Origin of the sequence: Sinorhizobium meliloti (assembly GCF_017876815.1) — a bacterium.
GTDB lineage: Bacteria > Pseudomonadota > Alphaproteobacteria > Rhizobiales > Rhizobiaceae > Sinorhizobium > Sinorhizobium meliloti.
Genome location: NZ_JAGIOS010000001.1, coordinates 2,930,258 through 2,949,402 on the forward strand (window position 1 = coordinate 2,930,258; position 19,145 = coordinate 2,949,402).

18 protein-coding genes and 1 pseudogene are annotated in these 19,145 nt (G+C 60.6%); 11 read left to right on the forward strand and 8 right to left on the reverse strand.

The annotated features are described in order from the left end of the window. Positions 1-6: 6 nt before the first annotated feature. The gene (locus tag JOH52_RS14145; RefSeq protein ID WP_209566040.1) at positions 7-1,659 is read left to right on the forward strand and encodes an IS66-like element ISRm14 family transposase; all 1,653 of its coding nucleotides are present in this window, start codon (positions 7-9) and stop codon (positions 1,657-1,659) included. A gap of 620 nt (positions 1,660-2,279) precedes the next feature. Here the strand turns inward: JOH52_RS14145 and JOH52_RS35055 are convergent. Then, positions 2,280-2,540, reverse strand: a complete 261-nt coding sequence (locus JOH52_RS35055) for a hypothetical protein (RefSeq protein WP_017266899.1) — start codon at positions 2,538-2,540, stop codon at positions 2,280-2,282. Positions 2,541-3,041: 501 nt separating this feature from the next. Between JOH52_RS35055 and JOH52_RS14150 the strand changes: the two genes are divergently transcribed. The 7 genes from JOH52_RS14150 (at position 3,042) to JOH52_RS14175 (ending at position 7,021) form a co-directional block, all read left to right on the forward strand. After that, positions 3,042-4,010: a peptidoglycan-binding protein gene (locus JOH52_RS14150; protein WP_127650796.1), complete on the forward strand. Its 969-nt coding sequence runs from the start codon at positions 3,042-3,044 to the stop codon at positions 4,008-4,010. Beyond that, the gene (locus JOH52_RS14155; protein WP_017274956.1) at positions 4,010-4,327 is read left to right on the forward strand and encodes a ubiquitination-like system serine protease family protein; all 318 of its coding nucleotides are present in this window, start codon (positions 4,010-4,012) and stop codon (positions 4,325-4,327) included. Before JOH52_RS14150 ends, JOH52_RS14155 begins: the two co-directional genes overlap by 1 nt. Further along, positions 4,327-4,611 carry a hypothetical protein gene (locus JOH52_RS14160; RefSeq protein ID WP_026030459.1) on the forward strand — a complete coding sequence of 95 codons (285 nt, stop codon included), beginning with the start codon at positions 4,327-4,329 and terminating at the stop codon, positions 4,609-4,611. The genes JOH52_RS14155 and JOH52_RS14160 overlap by 1 nt, the downstream gene beginning before the upstream one ends. Next, on the forward strand, positions 4,502-4,756 hold the full coding sequence (locus JOH52_RS35060; RefSeq protein ID WP_017274957.1) for a hypothetical protein: 255 nt from the start codon (positions 4,502-4,504) through the stop codon (positions 4,754-4,756). Before JOH52_RS14160 ends, JOH52_RS35060 begins: the two co-directional genes overlap by 110 nt. A gap of 58 nt (positions 4,757-4,814) precedes the next feature. Next, positions 4,815-5,180 (forward strand): hypothetical protein, encoded by a 366-nt coding sequence (locus JOH52_RS14165; RefSeq protein WP_017275251.1) that lies wholly within the window; start codon positions 4,815-4,817, stop codon positions 5,178-5,180. Between the two features lie 644 nt (positions 5,181-5,824). Continuing rightward, complete coding sequence (locus tag JOH52_RS14170) at positions 5,825-6,028, forward strand: hypothetical protein (protein ID WP_026029857.1); 204 nt, start codon at positions 5,825-5,827, stop codon at positions 6,026-6,028. A gap of 819 nt (positions 6,029-6,847) precedes the next feature. After that, entirely contained in the window at positions 6,848-7,021 is a 174-nt protein-coding gene (locus JOH52_RS14175) for a DUF3606 domain-containing protein (protein ID WP_017266546.1), read from the forward strand. Between the two features lie 504 nt (positions 7,022-7,525). Here JOH52_RS14175 and JOH52_RS14180 read toward each other — a convergent pair. After that, positions 7,526-7,696, reverse strand: a complete 171-nt coding sequence (locus tag JOH52_RS14180) for a hypothetical protein (protein WP_017266548.1) — start codon at positions 7,694-7,696, stop codon at positions 7,526-7,528. Positions 7,697-7,795: 99 nt separating this feature from the next. Between JOH52_RS14180 and ligD the strand changes: the two are divergent. Next, positions 7,796-8,764, forward strand: a pseudogene (ligD, locus tag JOH52_RS35065) (non-homologous end-joining DNA ligase). A 547-nt stretch (positions 8,765-9,311) separates the two neighbouring features. Here the strand turns inward: ligD and JOH52_RS14200 are convergent. Together JOH52_RS14200 and JOH52_RS14205 are read right to left on the reverse strand one after the other, a co-directional pair. Beyond that, complete coding sequence (locus JOH52_RS14200; RefSeq protein ID WP_010969659.1) at positions 9,312-9,773, reverse strand: type II toxin-antitoxin system HicB family antitoxin; 462 nt, start codon at positions 9,771-9,773, stop codon at positions 9,312-9,314. A 4-nt stretch (positions 9,774-9,777) separates the two neighbouring features. Further along, positions 9,778-9,966 carry a type II toxin-antitoxin system HicA family toxin gene (locus tag JOH52_RS14205; RefSeq protein ID WP_003530010.1) on the reverse strand — a complete coding sequence of 63 codons (189 nt, stop codon included), beginning with the start codon at positions 9,964-9,966 and terminating at the stop codon, positions 9,778-9,780. Positions 9,967-10,142: 176 nt separating this feature from the next. On the opposite strand from JOH52_RS14205, the gene JOH52_RS14210 reads away from it, so the two are divergent. Together JOH52_RS14210 and JOH52_RS14215 are read left to right on the forward strand one after the other, a co-directional pair. Then, a complete protein-coding gene (locus JOH52_RS14210) occupies positions 10,143-10,913 on the forward strand; it encodes a Stf0 family sulfotransferase (RefSeq protein WP_010969658.1) in 771 nt (256 codons plus the stop codon). 180 nt (positions 10,914-11,093) lie between these two features. Next, positions 11,094-12,065 carry a glycosyltransferase family 2 protein gene (locus tag JOH52_RS14215; RefSeq protein ID WP_017265202.1) on the forward strand — a complete coding sequence of 324 codons (972 nt, stop codon included), beginning with the start codon at positions 11,094-11,096 and terminating at the stop codon, positions 12,063-12,065. A gap of 24 nt (positions 12,066-12,089) precedes the next feature. Here the strand turns inward: JOH52_RS14215 and JOH52_RS14220 are convergent, their stop codons facing one another. The 4 genes from JOH52_RS14220 to JOH52_RS14235 form a co-directional block, all read right to left on the reverse strand. Continuing rightward, the gene (locus tag JOH52_RS14220) at positions 12,090-13,400 is read right to left on the reverse strand and encodes an HlyD family type I secretion periplasmic adaptor subunit (RefSeq protein WP_010969656.1); all 1,311 of its coding nucleotides are present in this window, start codon (positions 13,398-13,400) and stop codon (positions 12,090-12,092) included. Continuing rightward, positions 13,387-15,240, reverse strand: a complete 1,854-nt coding sequence (locus tag JOH52_RS14225; protein ID WP_014529347.1) for a type I secretion system permease/ATPase — start codon at positions 15,238-15,240, stop codon at positions 13,387-13,389. Before JOH52_RS14225 ends, JOH52_RS14220 begins: the two co-directional genes overlap by 14 nt. Before the next feature lie 21 nt (positions 15,241-15,261). Further along, the gene (locus JOH52_RS14230; RefSeq protein WP_014529348.1) at positions 15,262-16,074 is read right to left on the reverse strand and encodes a calcium-binding protein; all 813 of its coding nucleotides are present in this window, start codon (positions 16,072-16,074) and stop codon (positions 15,262-15,264) included. Positions 16,075-16,448: 374 nt separating this feature from the next. Beyond that, entirely contained in the window at positions 16,449-19,106 is a 2,658-nt protein-coding gene (locus tag JOH52_RS14235; RefSeq protein ID WP_014529349.1) for a TonB-dependent receptor, read from the reverse strand. Positions 19,107-19,145: the final 39 nt, after the last annotated feature.

Genomic DNA, 19,145 nt, shown 5'->3' on the forward strand with positions numbered 1-19,145 from the left:
GGCCGCATGTCGTCACCCCTTGATCTCAGCCTGTTTCCGAACCTTCCGCCAGAGGTGGTGAAGGCGTTTGCGGCGATGCAGTTCGAGCTGTCGGTCGAGCGTGCTGCGCGTCAGCATGAGCAGGCTGTGGTGGCCGAAAAGGACGCGTTCATCGCCGAGTTGAAGGAACTGATCGAGAAGCTTGAGGGGCAGGTTCACGACTATCGGCGCACGAAGTTCGGGCCGAAATCGGAAAAGCTCGATCCGGCGCAGATGGAACTGGCGCTGGAAGACCTTGAAACGGCGATTGCCGAAACACAGGCGCGGATCGCCGCCGTCGAGAAAAAGATCGAAGCAAGCGCATCCGATCCGGACAAGGCCGTTCCTCGCAAGGAGCGTAAGGCCCGTGCACTGCCCGAACACCTGCCGCGGGTCGAGAGAGTGATCGAGCCTGAGAGCATCGTTTGTCCCTGCGGTTGCGGCAACATGGTCCGGATCGGCGAAGACCGGACGGAACGGCTCGACCGGGTCCCGGCGCGCTACGAGGTGATCGTCACGATCCGCCCGAAATACGCCTGCCCCAAGGGTCGAACGGGCGTCGTCCAGGCCAGAGCGCCGGCGCATCTCTTGGAAGGGAGCTGGCCGACCGAAGCCCTTCTGGCTGAGATTGCCGTCTCCAAGCATTCCGAACATATGCCGCTCAACCGGCAGGCCGAGGTCATGGCGCGACACGGGGTGCCGATAGACCGCACCGTCCTGGCCGATTGGATGGGCAGGACGGGTGCTGCGATCGCGCCGGTGGTCGACCATATGGCCAAACGGCTGCTGTGGGAAAGCACGCGGCTTTATGTCGACGAGACAACGGCTCCGGTGCTTGATCCGGGGCGAGGCAAGACGAAGACCGGTTATCTATGGGCCGTGTTGCGTGACGATCGCGGCTGGAATGGCTCTGCGCCGTCGGGCGTGGTGTTCCATTATCGACCTGGGCGTAAAGGCGAATATGCCGCTGAAATCCTCGACGGGTTTAACGGGACAATCCAAGTGGATGCCTACGGTGGTTACTCTCACCTCGCCACGTCGGACCGGGTGGGTGGCGATCCCTTGAGGCTGGCTTTCTGTTGGGCGCACGGGCGCAGAAAGCTGATCAAGGCCACGCCAAAGAGTGGATCGCCCATCGTCGACGAGGCGCTGGTGCGGATCGCCGCGCTCTACAAGATCGAAGACAGTATCCGTGGCTCAGATCCCGAACATCGCCGGGCAGTTCGACAGGACCTCTCCCTCCCGCTGGTGGACGCGTTCTTCGCCTGGCTGGCAGCGCAAGCCAAGCGCGTCTCACGCAAGTCTGACCTCGGAAAAGCCCTGGCCTATATGCTAACGCGGCAGGACGGGTTCCGGCTGTTCCTGGACGACGGCCACGTCGATATCGACTCCAACCTGGTGGAAAACGCGATCCGCCGACCGGCCATGAACCGCCGCAATGCGCTCTTTGCGGGGCACGATGAAGGGGGCCGCAATTGGGCCCGGTTTGCCAGCCTGATCGGCACTTGTAAAATGAACGGCGTTGAGCCCTACGCCTATCTGTGCGATCTCTTCACCCGCCTCGCAAACGGCCACCTCGCCAAAGACATCGATGCCCTGATGCCATGGGCCTATGCCGCCCGCATCACGGCCTCACAATGAGCTCGTCAGGTACTCTTCGGTGAGCTCATTTGACCGCCGAGGATCGGCCTCAGATCGCCGCAACTGAAAAATCAATGGGGCGTGGACGTCGCATACGGTGAAGGTGCTGGCCGGCGAGCGACTGCAGCCCAGCCTCGAAGAGTTCATGGCCGAGTTGCCGGTGTTTGAGTGGCCGCAGTCGTAGGGGTTGGGTCTCTCGCCCATTCGGGGACAGCAATCGCTGAACTGAGCAATATGGCCGGCAGCGCCAGCGCAGCGAGGAACCTGATCACGCTCTTCCGATAAGATCGCTTGCCGTCCCAATCGTAAGACATTGTGTTCGCCTCTTCGTGATCCGAACGACGGCTCCGGCTGAACCGTATGGTCACGGTTTCCGATACTGGTCGAGTGAATTTAGGTGAAACATGCTCGGGAAACTCTTCCCGTCGCCCTCGAACTCATGTTCGGGGATGAGGGCAACCATCCTTGTTGGGGAACGTTTCGTTCCAGGGGGCGCACCGAAGGAGGAGTGCGATGCGTCCTGATGAGCGCGTCAAGATAATAGAATGGACTGCAGCTCTCGCCGCAGCCGCTTTCGTAGCGGCGCTTGTCGTGGCGCTGGTGTCCTGAGGACGTCACTTTCAACGAAGGCCGGAGAATTCCCGCTGTGTCCGAATGTAAGTGATGGCGGCAGCTTCTAGGCTTCTGCACTCAGCTTCGCATCCAATCAGGGCGTCGTCGTCTTTCTCCGCGGCGCATCGAAGTCCGTCGCGGCGCAGACACGCATGTTCGTAAGCCACGCAAAGCTTCAGAAATACGGAGCTGTTCATCATCCACGCGCTAGCACGCAGATCTGGTGCCGCCAAAAACAACCGGGCCATTCCTGCCTTCTGCGCATTCATGGCGGTGTTCGCTTTCGTTTGAGAGCTAATTCGTCTTAACGGGTGCTTCGAGGGAATAGTTCCACCAAGTTGACCGGCACTGGGATTGAGCAACTCAAGAAATCGAATAGCTAAAAGGGGTCCGGCTCGGCTTATGTCGGGATTGGCTCGATCGGTCTTGCTGCTAGGGCTTTGAGGTCCTCGGCGAGGCCGGCAAGCTGTGCCGCAAAGTCCAGAAGGTTCGAAGCGGCGCACTGTGCCGCGATTTCTGAGAGGTCAGAAGCCGGCTCGATTGGGCCGGCGCTTTTCGCTTTGCTATCGTCCATGTTCAATTCCCATTTCCACTGATGTGGATCAATGGCGAGGCCCGTCAAGGGCCGCGGGCCAGTGACGAGCCTCCCGGCCGCCTGCGAGGGGGGGCAAAGCGACCAACGTCAGTCTAAACCCGAACACTGCGGGCCGCCATGCACCAGTGTGTGTGGCTAGCCGCCAAGCTTCCCCAACGACAATCAGGAGAAATCGATGAGCGCCATCACCGCTCAGCACGTTCGCGCTGCCGCAAAGGGCAGGGTGAACGAGAGCAACGTCGCGTCCGTGATCGTGGCGCTGGATAGATACGGGGAGCGTTTCGGCATGGATCGGCCGCACCGGCTCGCCCAGTACTTCGCCCAGCTCATGCACGAAAGTGGCGACTTCCGCTACGACCGGGAGCTCTGGGGCCCGACGCCGGCACAGCAGCGCTACGACGCCCGAACCGATCTCGGCAACACGCCGGAGAAGGATGGCGACGGGTATCGTTACCGTGGCCGTACCGGCATGCAACTCACCGGCAAGGACAACTATCGCCAGTTCCGCGACTGGTGCCGAGCGGCCGGGCTCGATTGCCCGGACTTCGTCAAGGAACCTGATGCGGTGAACACCGATCCTTGGGAAGGCCTGGTGCCTCTGTTCTACTGGGACACGCGGGATCTGAACCGCTGGGCCGACGAGGGCGACGCCGAGACCATCACGAAGAAGATCAACGGCGGTAAGAACGGCCTGGCCGACCGGTTCGACCGACTTGCGCGGATCTCGCTCGTTCTCCTCGGTTACCGTGCCGACAACGTCCTTCAGTTCCAGGCTGACCAGCGCCTGCAGGTGGACGGCGACGTCGGCCCGAAAACGCGCGCTGCGATGCACACGGCGCTTGTGGCTCTCACCCCGGGCGAAGCGGCACGGCCGGAGGTCAAAGCGGCGCCCGTAACAGAGGAGAAGCCGGTACCGGTTCCCGTCACGCCGCCTAGCCTCGATGCGCCGTGGTGGAAGTCGAAAGAGGTGATCACGCCGTCTGTCATCGGCGGCGGCGCTTCGTTGCTTACCGCGATCGGCGGCATACCATGGCAAAACCTGCTCCTGATCCTCGTCGCATTCGGGGGCATCGCCGGCTTCCTCTACTGGCGCAAGAACGCCGATCGGAAGGCGGTCGCCAAGCAGGTAGAGGGGATGGCCTGATGGCTGCCCTATCGAGAAAGCTCCGCAGCGTCGAGGGCGGCCGGCTCATGTTCTGGTGCCCGGGCTGCGATGGCGCCCACCACGTCGGCGTCGGCGCCGGACCGGGGCCTCGCTGGGGATACAACGGCAACCCGGATGCGCCAACTTTCACTCCTTCGGTACTTGTCACCTACGACGGTCCAGACGCCGGCAAGGACGGTGCGCCGCCTGCAATCTGTCATTCGTTCGTGACCGACGGCAGCATCCAATTCCTTTCGGACTGCACGCATGCGCTCGCTGGCCAGACAGTCGACATACCAAACTGGGAGGAGGCGTGATGTTCAGCCGCCTCTCTCTGGCCGCTGGCGCTGTTGCCGGCGGCATCCTCGTCTTTATCGGCATGCAGACGGTCAACGCGCTCTGGATCATCCCCGGAGCGCGGGAAGAGGGCCGGAAGCTCGAACGCGCCGAACTCGAAGCCGCCACCACCAAAGCAATCGGAGAACTCGCCAATGAAGCTGATCAGGCTCGGGTTAATCGTCGCCTCTGCATTGAGCGCGGCCGGGTGTATCTCAACTCAAGCGGTAAATGCGTCGAAAGACCGTCTCAACCAGGCGGCTAGGGCCGTCGTAGGTACATCCCTAATCGGCGCTCGAGGCGCAACGCCCGCCGATCAGGACAAGATCGACGAAACAGTCGCGGGACTATGCGGCGCCCGCGCCTGGACCCAGAGCGAATGCGCCCGCCACGACGCGGCGCAGCAGTAACCATCCAGCATTGCATACGAGGGGCAGGGCATTGGCTGAAACACAGGAAACCGAAAAGATGGTCGCAACTCCGAAATGGAGGTTTGAATTCAACCTCAACACATTCGTGATCCTGTTCGGCTTTGCCGGCGGCCTCGTAGCGTGGGGCGCGACATGGGAGAGGGTGAACGCCAATCAGGACTCGCAGGCGAATTCCATCGATCGCCTCGACAAGCGCCTGACGGCTGCCGAAGTCTCCCTTCGGCAGATCGACAATCACGAACTCCGAATTTCGGCGGTGGAGAAGCAGGCGGCCGAGGCGGCGACATCAATGAAGGCCGTCGAGAACACGCTCAACAGCCTGTCCATAGATACGCGCGTGATGCGCGAGATCCTGCAGCGGATTGAGGCCAGCCAGCGCGACGGCGTGCAGTTGCGGCGGTGAGCTGGCAGCGCCCCGATGAAGGGGAACGAGAGGCGCTGCCCGATGGGTCGACTTGGCGAATAGCGAAAGGGATAAAGTCGACCTCGCTGAAGTAGCCGCTTCATGGAACAGCGACTGCTAACGAACTCCTTGGGCCGCCGATAGTTCCAAGTTTTTCTTCCTTGGGGTTTTGCCGCGGTCCCTTCCGAGGCCTCTGATCTGCTGAAAAAAAAACAGCGCTCCGGCAGATGCGATCAGGAGCGCTGCAGTTGTCCGACACATGCGATTGTCCGCCAGTCGAAATTCAGAGGGAGAAAACAACCTCCTGAAATGAGGAACGCCTCTCAAACGCCGTGTTGGCTGGAATGTTCCGGAACAATGCTCGTTTTTGAGATTGGCAAATTTCAGGCCGGTTCGGGTAGCGGCTGCTGAGGAAGGGGGCTGTCGTCTCCACCGCCATGATCGTCATCCGGCCACCAACCTTGCCAGTCGTCTCCAAGGTCTTCCTTCGCCTGGCGACCGTCTAGGCGCGCGATGAGGTACCCGTGTGATGCGGGAGATCCTGCAGCGAATTGAGGCTAGCCAGCGCGACGGGGCTCAGCTGCGGCGCTGATTTGCATAATCATGCAATTGCGCGATGCGCCTGGGTCTGCTTTCTTCTTTGCATGGAAACGAAACTTGCAGACTTGAAACTCAGGCCTTGGCTTCTCCGGGAGTTAAACATGATCGGGTATGAGGTGGTCGAAGATATGCAGCATCTGCCGACTGCAGAATTGCTGCGAATACCCGGTATGGGCGGAAATGACTGGCGCAAGATTGCCAAGGCGCTGGGGCGAGATCCATTCCCCACCTTGAAGAAACGTCCATAAACCAGCTGGCAAATCAGGCGCTTTCCCTTGATTCCGGTTCTGCTGAGAGTAAAATGTCCGCAAGCGACGTTCGAAGCGGTTCCCTTGAATGGAACAGGGCAATTGCGCCCCAGCTAGGATGAAGAATGCGTCGCGTTCGGAGCTGCAGCACCCCCGCTGCAGCTCTATTTGTGTCAGCCAAGATCCGATTTTCCGGCAGGTCAACACCCAACCGCGTGAGCGTTCCCGCCGTTCGGCAGATCGGCGAACTCGGGACAGCCTCTAGCTGTAGCCAGGAACGGCAGCGCCCCGGGAGGGGCTGGGGCGCTGCCAAATGACGATCCTCCCCATGCGGTAGACAGGATCGACATTTCGAGGAAGATCCGGCGCTCAAATGAGTGCCGGCAGCGGTTAACTCACCGTGTTCTGGTTGGTTCCCGAAAACTAAATGAAGAAGTCAAATTAGAAAAAAACGGCAGCACCCCGAAGCTAGAAAGGCGCTGCCTAGCAGTTCTGGAGAACGTCACGTTAATCTTTCATCAGCAGCCCGCCTTTAGTCAGCGGTGCTCTCTAACCGCGGGCCTAGCGGATGGTTCCAAAGAAAACTAAGCCGGCTGGAGCTTGCGAAGTAAGGGCTGCGTCTCAAAGTGCGACCCATGCAAAGGCGAACAGTGCAATGACAATAAGTAGAATTAATATGCCGGCTAGATTGAGCGAGTGCATTTCTATGTTCTCTTTGTAGACTCCCTCGGCAGGTGAACACGTCACCGGGCATGAGGTTCCCGCCCTTGTCGTCATCCGTCCGGCTCCTATCCTTCATGTTTGATCATGGAGGAAAGCATGGCAGACAATCCAAAGAAGAGGGGCCGCGACCGCGAGCTCGTTTCCGAACAGGAGCACGAGGTCGCCTATTTGATGAAAACGGCGAAGGTGTCGCGACAGAGGGCGCTGGAAGCGATCCGCGAAGCCGGGCCGAACCGAGAGAAGGTGATGGCGTATCTGGGCAAGAAGTAACGGCTGCGCGATGCCTTATTGCCGGGGCTTTCCTATGAAGATCGTATTGCCGTCTCGGTTTTCGCACCTCTTACATCGCATTCTCGGCGCCAACTGAAGGATGCTCTGTCTTTTGCCGAAGCACGCGGCCAGAGCGCGCCGATTTAGTCGGTCGATGCGGCCGCAGCTCCGGCACTTGCACAGCACGTCGCACCATTCGGGGAGGTTCGCGAAAGTAATCTCTTCTGGAGCGCCGGCTGGGGCCGCATCACCAGCCGGCTCCTTCGAGAGACGGGCGGCTCTCCCGATGGCATGTCATATGTGAGCTTGCAGCGGTCGCGATATAGATTGCCGCTCTTGGGGCAACCGATCGCTTTGGAGAATTCGGAGAGCAACTCCGGCATGCTCCTGTCGCCGACCCGATCGAAAAGCTGCTGGACATCGTATTGCCTCTTTACCCCACACTCGCATTTGATTCGGATCTTCGTCCAGGCCAGTAGCTCCGAGAGCCACCATGCTCCGCCTCTAGGCATGCTTCAATTTCCATTCGGGCTGGTGCTCCGCGCAGAACCACCGCGGCTCCTCTTTCCCCAGGGCAAATCCGAAGCTGCCCCACTTCTTGCAGCCGGCATGCTCGCACCAGTGCTCGTACGCGACCGTTTCCTTGAATGTGCTCGCCCCGGCTTCATCGCTCATTTCGATTTCCCGTAATTCCCGCCGACATTTGTTCCTAATATGTTCTCTCAGCCGAAAGAGTCAATTCGGCTTTTCGCGGGCCTGTGCGTTAATGGGCTAATGGCCAAGCCATCGTCGAAAACACCGCGCGGCACCTCATCGCCGGACCCGATGCCGGAGCGGGTTGATCCATGTCTGGCGATACTAGTCGTACAAGCCGCCAAAAGGGCCGGACAGGGCCTTTGAGATGGGACGGCTACCGTCTGGCCGTTCACGTGGAGCCGGACAGGGTACGGATAATCACACGCGGCGGCTACGACTGGACGTCCCGCTTTGCTTCAATCGCGGCAGAGGCGCGCCAGCTTGGTTACGAAACCTTAATCCTCGACGACGAGGCGGTTGTCCTTGACGATCAGGGGCGGTCGGATTTCGGCATGCTTCAGCGCGCGCTCGGTAAGCGACCTAGCTTGCATGATCCACGCGAAATCATCTTTTTGCTTTCGACCTTCTCTATGTTGATGGTTGGGACCTGCGCCGACTGCCGCTTCGCGAACGCCGGTGGCTGCTCGACCCCATAGTTGCCGGCCGTGCCGGTGCCATCCGGCTATCGGAAGAGGTTCAGGCCGATGGCGACGAGTTCTTCCGCGTCGCCTGCGAGCACGGCCTCGAAGGCATCATCGCCAAGCATGTCGAGAAGCCCTATCGGTCCGGCCGGGGCGAGTGGTGGCAGAAGATCACCTGCAAGCGCCGGGATAGCTTCGTGATCGTCGGCTTCGAGCCTTCGACCGTGCCCGGCCACCTCGGCCGGTTGTTGCTCGCCGCGCGCAAGGGCGACGATCTCGTCTATGTCGGCGGCTGCGCACCGGCTGGTCACATGAGCTTTCGCGCGAGCTGCGCAAGCTGCTCGAGGGGATGGCGACGAAATCGCCAGCAGTCGTCCTGAGAAGGAAGGGAGCCGTCTTCGTCGAGCCTGTTCTCGTGGCCGACGTCGAGTATCGCGCCTGGACGGATGACGGCAAGCTGCAGCACGCCTCGTTCAAGGGGATTAGAGAGCGGGCCGACGACGCAACGGTGTTCGAATTACAGTGAACACTCAGTGGGCAAAAGGTTCCGTGCCACCTTTCCAAAGATCGAGTCTATGTCTGACTTTAACGTGATTGGACTAAGTGACCTTGGTGAATTACCAGTACATTTTTAGGGGTATTATATTAAAGTCGTTCATTAAACCATTATTTTAGAAGAGAGCTCGCTCAGGAGCGAGCTCTGCTTTCTATGCACCACCCAACATCCGCGAAGGTGAATCAAGCCGCGAGGCGATGACGCGACCGTATTCGAAATTCCTGTTGCAGATCAGCCAAAGAACAACTAATTTTCGGTTTCCAATTCACGAAACGTTCCGCGTTTTTGGGTGTAGGTATCGTACGGCATTGGAAACCGCTTTACTTGATTTGTAGGCTGTTCAGAGAAAAATAGATTACTCTTAATCAGCGGGTCCACGGTTCGAGCCCGTGATCACCCACCATTCTTCTCTTCTTCTCAAAGATCCGTTCATTGCTTGCCGGATACCAATGCCTTGCTTAAGGCATGGACACTCGTTCCAAGCTTTTGAAAGTACGCGCTTCCGCATGGAAAAGCGTTACACATTTTTGCTGGAAGTGCCCAAAGCCGACAAGCGGGATTCCGCATAGGCGTCGTGGCCGTCATTTGCCCGTTCGATCTCGTGCGTTGCAGCACGAGCAAGAAATCCAGACCGCGTAAGGCCGTGGGCTTCGGCGAAGGCATCTATCTGCTTCAGGACACCTTCGGGAAGCGTAACGTTCACTCGAATGGCTCTTTTTGCCTCGGTTTTCACCGCGACGAGAATAGCGACGCAATCCCTGTTCTCGGCGTCGGACATGACAACCTCAAGGGAGGAGGGCTCCGGGATGGCCTCGCCGTCCTCTACCAGCCCTTCAATATGCAAGGCCAAGGCTTCCTCTGCCATAGCGCGCGCGTCGTCGAGGTCGGCACCGGCGGTCACGACGCCGGAAAAATCAGGAAAGGAAACGCCGTAATCGCTCTCGGCGTCCTTGTGGATCAATCCGATATAGTTGCGCATGGCCTTACCTCAATTTCAAACCGGACTGCTTTTCAATGCTCCTGAGGGTACCGATTGGTAGATCCCTCTTCGGGTGAGGAACGGTAACCCGGCCGTGCTTTTTCGGATGTTTGAATTGAACGTGGCTGCCCTTGGTCGCAACCTCGTACCATCCGTCCTTCTGCAATGCTGCAATAATGTCGCCGCTCTTCATCTGATACGACAATACACACGCATGTGTATTCGTCCAATGAATTTGTCAAGCCAATCTAAGGCGGCTTTCTCGGATGGTCTCGAACCGTCGGATCATCAGCTTGTGCTAAAAAAGCCAATATTCATCTCTAACGACCGCCTGGCTGGGACTTCGAAGCGAGTTCGGACGGAGAGTTCATGCGAGGTTATCTGCTCCTGACGGAGGCGAGAAGCGGGTCGAACTGGCTGGGTTCGCTCGTCAATGGCGCCGGTAATATGGGGCGCTCGAGCGAGTGGCTCTCGCCCAAGATCCATCGGCTGGATACCGGCGCCTTGTCATGGGACGCATTCTTTCAGGAACTCCTCAGGAAGTGCTCTACGCCGAACGGCGTCTTCGGCTCGAAGATATTCCCGAACCAGCTTTTCGTGACGCATGAGGTCTATGGAAGGGATTTCATTCAGCATTGCCTCGCCATGCATGACGTTGCGCTCGTATTCCTGCGGCGCAGGGATACGCTGAGGCAGGCGATATCCTATGCGCGGGCGAGGCAAACACGTAGTTTTGCCGCTCACGTCGAGGGAAGGGCCAATCCCCAATACGACTTCGAGCAGATCGCCCGATGCTTTTTCTACATTCGCGACAGCTATGCCTTTTGGCAAAGCTATCTGGAACTCACCGGCGTTGAATTTGCCGAATTCGTCTACGAGGAGCTCGCCGCCGATCCGATTCCATTCGTCAGCCACTTGGCGGAGCACTTGCAGGTGCCGCTACCGGCGCAGCTGCAGACATCAATGGCAGTCCAGCGCGACGATCTGACGGAAGAGTGGATCGCCCGCTTCCACGAGGATCGCAGATCTGCGAACCTCCTGGAGGCCTATGACCGGCGCGAACATATTCCGGGAAAACTCAAGAACTTCGTCAAGTTGGGGACCCGGAGCCTGCGACCGCGGTATCCGTTTGCGTTCTAGCGCATTGGCCCGAAGTCTTGCGGCGGCAAGCGCCTCGAGTTGCGGCGGAGTTGAATTCCCGTGGCGATGCCGATAAACGCATCCTCCTGCAGCGGCCGATCGGAGCGAACCTTGAAAGATCTTCACTATCCTTCTCGCCAAGCTGAGAATGAGCGGGATCGGAGAGGGATATTCGATCGCGTGCTTACCCGGTACGAGACCTACAAGCTCACGGCGCGTGTTCGCAAGCGGAGGCGACCGATCGAAATGTCATGCCTGACCGAGGGCGGCCAGAGGCCTCTCGGCAAAGGCGACATTCCCGTCGTGTTCAATACGCATAACGATCGCAAGTTGATGCCGTCGTTTCTGGCGCACTACAGAGGGCTCGGCGTTACCCGCTTCATCTGCGTCGACGACGTATCGTCGGACGGGACGCGGGACTATCTGCTTGCGCAGGCCGATGTGGACCTTTGGAGTTCGCCGGTGCGGTATCGCGATGCCCGCAGGGGGCGTGAATGGCGCGAGGCTCTCTTCGAGCGCTATGGCTGGGACCGGTGGTATCTCAATGTCGATTCCGACGAGTTCCTGATTTACGAGGACTGCGAGAACCGGCCGCTCGGTGCGCTTCTGCAGGCATTGGAGAGCAGAGGGGAAAAGCGCCTCGCAGCCCCCATGCTCGACATGTATCCGACCGGACGGCTCGGGGCTGCCACGCTCGACAGCGACGACGGCCGCATGCCGTGGGAAATCGCCGATCATTTCGACGGCTCCGGATACGAGATCAGCTATACGAAGCGGGCGATCAGCATCACGGGCGGCCCGCGCAAGCGCAAATTCGCCCATCTGCTCGAACTCATCAAATATCCTGTCATCTTCTGGGACAAGGAATGCAGCCTGGGCGTCAGCATTCACCAGCCCTTGCCCTGCGAAAGGAATTTCCCCGCCGTCTCCGGCGTGCTGCTGCATTTCAAGTTCTTCTCCGACTACAAAGAGAAGATCGAGCAGGCAGTCGCCGACGGGCAGTACTTCGACGCTGCGGCCGTCTACCGCAAGATGCTGGAGGGTCTTCAGGAGACGGGTGAATTCGACTTTTCCGATGCATGCTCGACGCGATTCTCGGGTTCCAGGCAGCTGCTCGAACTCGGCTTTATCGCGCCCATCCGCTATCCCTAAAAGCGGCTGCGTTCTTTCCGGCTTCTATTCTTCCCGAAATGCGCGGCTGATCTGGTCCGACAGGGGCTTGATCAGATAGGAAAGCGCCGTTCTTTGGCCCGTTTGTATGAAGGCTTCAGCCGGCATGCCCGGGAGCGGCTCAAGGGAGCCCAACCGGGCCAATTCCGCTCCGGGTACGGCAACGCGCACGACGTAATAGGAGAGGCCGCTTCGGGGATCTTCCGTAAGATCGGCGGCGATCCGGGATACGGAGCCGCCGAGCTCGGGCGTGGTTCGCTGATTGAAAGCCGATAGCCGCAGCACCACGTCCTGGCCGAGCTGGATCTGGTCGATGTCCTGTGGCCGTATGCGGGCTTCGATCGCCAGCCTGTCGCTGTCGGGGACGATGGACATGACGACGTCGGCCGGCGATATCACGCCTCCAACAGTATGGACGTTGAGCTGATGCACAATGCCGCCCTGCGGGGCGAGCATATCGATGCGTCTCAGCTGATCCTCGGCGGCGATCTTGCGTTCGGTGAATTCGCCGAGCTGCGCCTGCACCTCCCGCAGCTCGCGGCCGACCTCTGTCTTGAGATCCTCGTCGATCTGAAGGATCTGCAATCTTGTCTCGGCAATCCTGCCAGCCGCCTGGGCCTGTTGAGCGATTTTTTCGCCTCGAAGGCCCTCAAAGGTTGCCGCCCTCGTTTCCAGTTCGTTCAATCGCTGCACCGACACGATACCTCTCTCATGCAGGCTCCGAAGAGACGCGATTTCGGCATCGAGTATCGAAAGGCCCCGGTCGTAAGCCTGCTGCTGGGCATCGAGGCCGGCGATTTCATGCTGGAGCTGGACGATACGTTCGAGCAGCTGCGATCTGCGCCCCTCCCGCGACCGTCTGCGGTATTCGAAGAGCTTGCTCTCACCATTGATGGCGGAGGCGACGGCCCTTTCCTTCGCGCGGACTTTGAGTTCCGTGGGAAATTCCAGCTCGCCGCGGTCGTCCCTTTCCGCCTCCAGACGCGCGAGGCGTGCCATGAGTTCATCCAGGCGCTTCGTCACGATGCGGAGATTCGCCTTGGTCTGTGTCGGATCGAGACGCATCAGCACCTGGCCCGCTTTTACCCAGTCGCCTTCCTCCACCAGGATCTCACCGATGACGCCGCCGGTCGGGTGCTGGACCTTCTTGACATGGGAGTCGACGACGAAATTTCCCGACGCAACCACGGCCCCGGCCAATTGCGTGGTCGTTGCCCAGGCGCCGGCAGCTCCTATTAGTGCCAGGCCGACGGCCATGCCGATCGCGAGGTGCCGGCGGATGGACCGGGTAACGGCCTCAGCTTCAGTGCTTGACATCGGCGTTCTCCGTATCGCCCGCTTCGGCTATCGTTGGTTCGGTGCCGGTGTTCGCAACCACCTTGAGTGGCGCAAGAGTCCGCCCGGAAACGGAAAAGGAACGGGCTGCCGCAGGGGTTGCGTCGCCGTTCTGGCGAGGCGGCAGCTTCAGAACCTGGGAGAGGACCTCGTCCCTTGGGCCGAATGCCTTGACCTGGCCGCTGTCGACGACAAGGACGAGGTCTGCCGCCCCGATGGCGCTCCGCCGATGGGCCACCACGACCGCGATGCCTTCCCGGTTCCTCACCGACAGAATTGCGTCGATCACCGCTTTCTCACCGTCCGCATCGAGATTGGCGTTGGGTTCGTCCAGAACGACGAGGAAGGGATCATTATAGAGCGCCCGGGCAAGACCGATACGCTGGCGCTGTCCGGCGGACAAAGCGGAGCCGGCCTCGCCGATGCGCGTCTCATACCCCTGTTCGAACCTCACGATGAGATCGTGAACTCCCGCGGCCTGCGCCGCCTTGACGATGGCCGTCGGGTCGGGACTGTTTTCGAAACGCGATATGTTCTCGGCGATGGTCCCGTCGAAGAGCTCGACTCCTTGCGGAAGATAGCCGATGTGCCGGCCGAGTTCCTCACGGTCCCATTGCTCGTAGCTGGCGCCGTCAAGACGCACCTTGCCGCTGGCAGGGGTCCAGGCGCCGACCAGCGCGCGGGTGATCGTCGATTTTCCGGAGCCGCTTGGCCCGATGATCCCGATGGCCCCGCCGGCCGGGACGGAAAAGCTTACGCCGGCCACTGTAGGCTTCCCGCCGGAGCCGGGCGGAATGACGGTGAGGCCCTCGACGGCCAGTATCGATTTGGGGGCGGGAAGGGGCATTGGCGGATGTGCGGGCGGGATAAGTTGCAACAGGTTCCGGAGCCGGTCCCAGCTCTGCCGTGCCATCAGGAAAGGCTTCCAGGAGCCGATAGCGAGATCGACGGGAGCAAGGGCTCTTCCCATCATGATCGAGCTTGCCACCATGACGCCTGCGGATACCTGCTGTTCGATGACGAGCCATGCGCCGACGCCGAGGATTGCCGATTGCAGGATCATCCGCAGCATCCTCGACACCGAACCGAAGGCACCGGCTACGTCGGCCGCACGGCGGTTCGCCTCGAGGTACAGATGATTTGCGGAGAGCCAGCGTTGCTGCAGGTGCCTCTCAAGGCCAAGCGCCCTCACGGTTTCCGCATTGCGGCGGGCGGCTTCCATCAAGGCGTTGCGGTCGGTGCCGTATCGCGTCGCGTCTCTGGTCGGCTGCACTGACAAACGATCGGTCAGCAAGGTCATTGCCACGAGAACGAGTGCCCCGACGAGCGCCGTCATCCCGATCCAGAAATGGAAGAGGAAGCATATTGCAAGGTAAAGCGGCATCCAGGGCAGGTCGAACAGGGCTGTCGGCCCGGCACCGGCGAGGAAGCCCCTGACATTGTCCAGGTCGCGAAGCGGCTGCAGCCCGTCGCCGGGCATGCGCGTTTCGAGCGGCAGACGGACGATCGCCGCATGCACGCGCCCCGAAAGCCGATGGTCGAAGCTTTCTCCGATCCGGAGCAGAGCGCGCGAGCGCACGATCTCCAGCATCGCCTGGAAACCGTACATGAGCGTGGCCAGGACGGCGAGCCCGACAAGGGTCGGAAGGCTGCGGCTTGCCAGGACCCGATCGTAGACCTGCAGCATGAACAAGGGAGACGTCAGCGCCAGCAGATTTACAATGCCGCTGATGATTGCTAGCCCGGTAAAGGCTGTCCTGGCTGCCGGAATCACCGCCGCAGCCTTAAGCTGCGGCGGCGTCCGTTTGGAGTTTCCAAACATGCTGATTTCGAGTCCGCGGGATCAAGCGACGAATTCGAAATTGCCGGCGACCAGGGCAGTCTTGGTCACACCGTTCAAGGTGATGTCGCCGAGCGCGCCGAGGTTGATGACCGTGTTGGCGCCGGCCTGGGATGAGGCGGCATAGACCTCGGCGAAGCTGTCGAAGGCCGTGCTCTGCAGCGCGAGGCGCACGATGTCGCCCTTGGCACCGGCGGTAAAGCCGTTGACCGCGTCGTTGCCGATCGTCGACGACAGCGCACCGTCGATGTCCCGGTCGAAGACGAACCGGTCGCGGCCTGCGCCGCCGTTCAGCGTGTCGTTGCCGTCGAAGCTGTAGAGCCAATCATTGCCGGAGGTACCGTTCTGGACGGTGCCGACCTCTCCCAGATAGTCGAAAAGGCCGTCCTGTTGCTTTCCGCTTTTCGAGGTAACCCCGGTGAAGTTCGCCAGCGGGTCCGAGTCGACGTTGCTGTTGTGGGTCAGCGAATAGATAGCGCCGGTAAAGGTTTTGGACGGGCTCACGCCGCCGAGATCGATGCTCAGGTCGGTGTTCGCCAGATCGAAGCCCGATGAGGACGAGCTGGTGAGGCCCCTGCCGAATTCGAGGCTGTCGACCGTTCCCGTAAAGCCGGCAGGGATGATATAAGAGAAATTGCCTTCGAGAATGACGCCGCGGCTCCCGGCGATATCAACTTGGCCACCCGCCCATTCATCGTAGGGTGGAAGCGTCGAGTCGAACTGGCCGTTGCCCTCGTAATTCAGATTGGTGGCCCAGCCCTTAAGATAGTTGAGAAGGTTGGCGCTTGCTGCTGTCAGATTGATGGTTGCAACCATGGTGAGTTTTCCTTGGTTCTGAACGATGGCCGCAGGTTGATCCTGCGACAGTGTGCTGTGAGCAATTGTTCCATGTCTTGTCTCCCGAAGTGGCTTTTCGTTTCGATTGAACGGGAGCGATAGATGCGCCCCACGTTACGCATGTCGAACGGAACTTCGCCCCTCATCCGCCTGCCGGCACCTTCTCCCCGCGAGCGGGGCGAAGGGGACTCGCGGCGCCGCTCTACCCTCAGCCCCTCAAGAGCGAGCGGTGAGGCCGAGGCTTGTCCCTTCTCCCCGTCAGAAAAGGGGAGAAGGTCGCGGCAGCGGGATGAGGGGCATCCGCTTCGCTCGAAGAACCGACAATCGGGCGCGGCCGCTTCACTCGAACCACTCTAGAACTTGAAGTTCAGCGATACCGTCGCGGTCCGCCCCGGAGCGGGATAGTAAAAGGCACCCAATGCCGGCGCATATTGCTCGTCGGTAACGTTGTTGATGGCGAGCCGCAGCTTGGCGCTGTCCGAGAAGCTGTAGGAGCCGTAGATATCGAATACCTTGTAGCCGGCGGTGTTGAACAGGCCCGCCAGCTGGCCCACCGTGGGCTTTGAATCGCTGACATAGGTCGCGCGTCCGCCGAGAACCAGCTTCCGCTCGAACAGGCGGATGCCGGCATCGAGCGTGAACTTGTTTTCCGGCGGGACGAACAGAACCGATGGCACCGGCGTGTTGCCACTTGCTGCAAGCGGGGTCCCGGACGCGGTCGGCCCGGAGTAACTGTAGGTGTCGGCGTAATCGGTTTTCAGGTAGGTATAGGAGGCGCCGACATAGGCTGATCCCATGTCGTAGCTCGCCTCGATCTCGACCCCGTTCATCGTGGTATCGCCGTCGAGATTGACATGCTGGAAGAGGTTTTTGTCGAAGGTGGCGAAGTAACCATTTCCAAGCGTGATATAGTCCTGAATGGTCCTGTCGAAGTAGACCGTCTTGAGGCGCAGGCTGTCGCCGGCCGTGAACAGCCCGTCCCGTGCGATGTTGATCCCGAGCTCCCATGTCCGGCCCCGTTCCGGCTTGAGGTACGGGTTGGGGATATAGGTGGCGATGGCATCACCGGGATGTCCGCCCGACGTCAGCGCTTCCATCACGGATGGCGGCCGGTAGGTATGCGCATAGGTAACGAAGGGTTGAATTCCTTCGAAGGGCATGACGGCGATCCGCGCCGACGGAAGAAGCGCGCCTCCGGACTTGTCGATATCGACCCGTTCCAAGACCGCCTCACCGCCGCCGTAAACGGGGTCCTCGTCGTAATAGGCGCACTCGCCGTCGTCATAAAAATAGCCGCACACTCCAGGGACCACGATGTAGCGCGGCTTCCTCCCTCCGACTTCCGTGAACCCCTTCAGGCGGTAGCGGTCGTAGCGAAGGCCGGCACCGACCTCCAGCCAATCGTCATGCTCCAGGGTGGCGTTGAGGAACGCGCTCGTCATCGACCGGCGGCCGACCGGGTTCAATCCCTTGTAGCCGTAGGCCTCGTCGAAGCCTTGGTCGTCGACGAGAGGCGGCGTGGTCGTCTTGCCGTTGTCGGAATAGGCCTCGCCGCCGTAATTCAGCGAGAGGTCGCCCAGCGCCGTTTCGAAACGGCTCGTATTGTCGAGGCTGCCGCCGAAGCTCGTCATCGCATAGGTGATCGGAAGCCTCGGGGTATAATCGCGCAGTTCGTCATTGACCACGCGGTTGTACCAGAGGCGCCCCTTGAGATCGATCAGTTCGCTGTCGGGATCCCATTCGAAGGATGAGCTGACGGTGTTGTTGAGGTAGTTCTGCGGGTCGTCGCGCAGGTCGCCGAAGACGAGTCCGCCCTGTATCGCCTCCGAGTCGTTGCGAAGCCAGCTGAGGTCGAAGGTGAAATCGTCCGACGGCGAGCCCTCGACTTTCAGAAGCGTGCCGAAGGTTTCGAGACGCGAGAACAGGAAAGAATCGTCGACTGCGGTCGTGACCGCAAGATCGAGCAGCGGGGACTTGCCGTTCTGGCCGAAGTCGTAGTCGCCGACCCGCTTGCGGCTGATGCCGCCGAGAACCGAGAAGTCCTCCGAGAATCTGGCAGCTCCGATCAGCGAGCCGTTGAAGTAGTAGGCATTGGTGCCGGTCTCGGCATTGAGTTCGACGCCCCGATCCCGGTCCGGCTTTATGATGTCGTCGGCCGTCACCGTGCGGAAATTCACCGCGCCGCCCAGCGAGCCTGCACCGCCGACGCCGGCGACTGCGCCTTTCTCGACCTCCACCGATCGAAGGAATGCCGTGTCCACATAAACCCGCTGGCTGGCGCCGTGGCCGGCCCGCTGGAAATCCTGCCGCGCGCCGTCGATCATGGTGGTGACCCGGTTCTGATCCTGGAGGCCGCGCACATTGATTGCGATGCCGGGGTTCTGCGCTTCCGAGCGGTTACTGGTGACGCCGGCAACCGAGTCGAGCACGTCGTTGGCGTTGCGCGCCGCCCGGCTCTGCACAGCGTCACGCGAGACGACGCTGACGGAAGCCGGTTCCTCGTAGACCCAGTCGGGTGTCCCCTGAAAGCCGGCGCCCGAATTGGCATTTCGCCCGGTTTTGCCGGTCACGACAATCCGCTTCAGAACGGTCGCGCCTTCCTCCGAGCCAGGCGCGCCAGCGTCTCCTGCGGGGCCGATGACCGCAGCGCGATTGGCCGTGAACTGATAGTGCACACCGGTGCCGTCCAGCAGTTGCGCCAGCGCCTGCTCCGGCGTCATCCTTCCGCGCACCGCACGGGTGGTGACGTTCGAGGTCCTGCCCGCTGCAGCCTGGCTGATCTGGATGCCTGACTGGCGGTTGAACAGGGCGAGGGCCGAGGCCAGCGGCTGCGACGGGATATCGAAGTTGCGGACCGCCTGCGACTGCTGCGGTGTGGCCGCGATTTCCTGGGCCGCCAGTTGCGGCGCAGTGCAGACCACGGCGATTGCTGCCGAGGTAGATAGAAGGAAACCGCGAAGGTACCTTGTGGTGAATTGTGTGTCGCGCTTTGACGCTGCCCCGTATGCCATGAAATGCCCACTCTTCTGCTTGTCACAGGCACCGCCCCC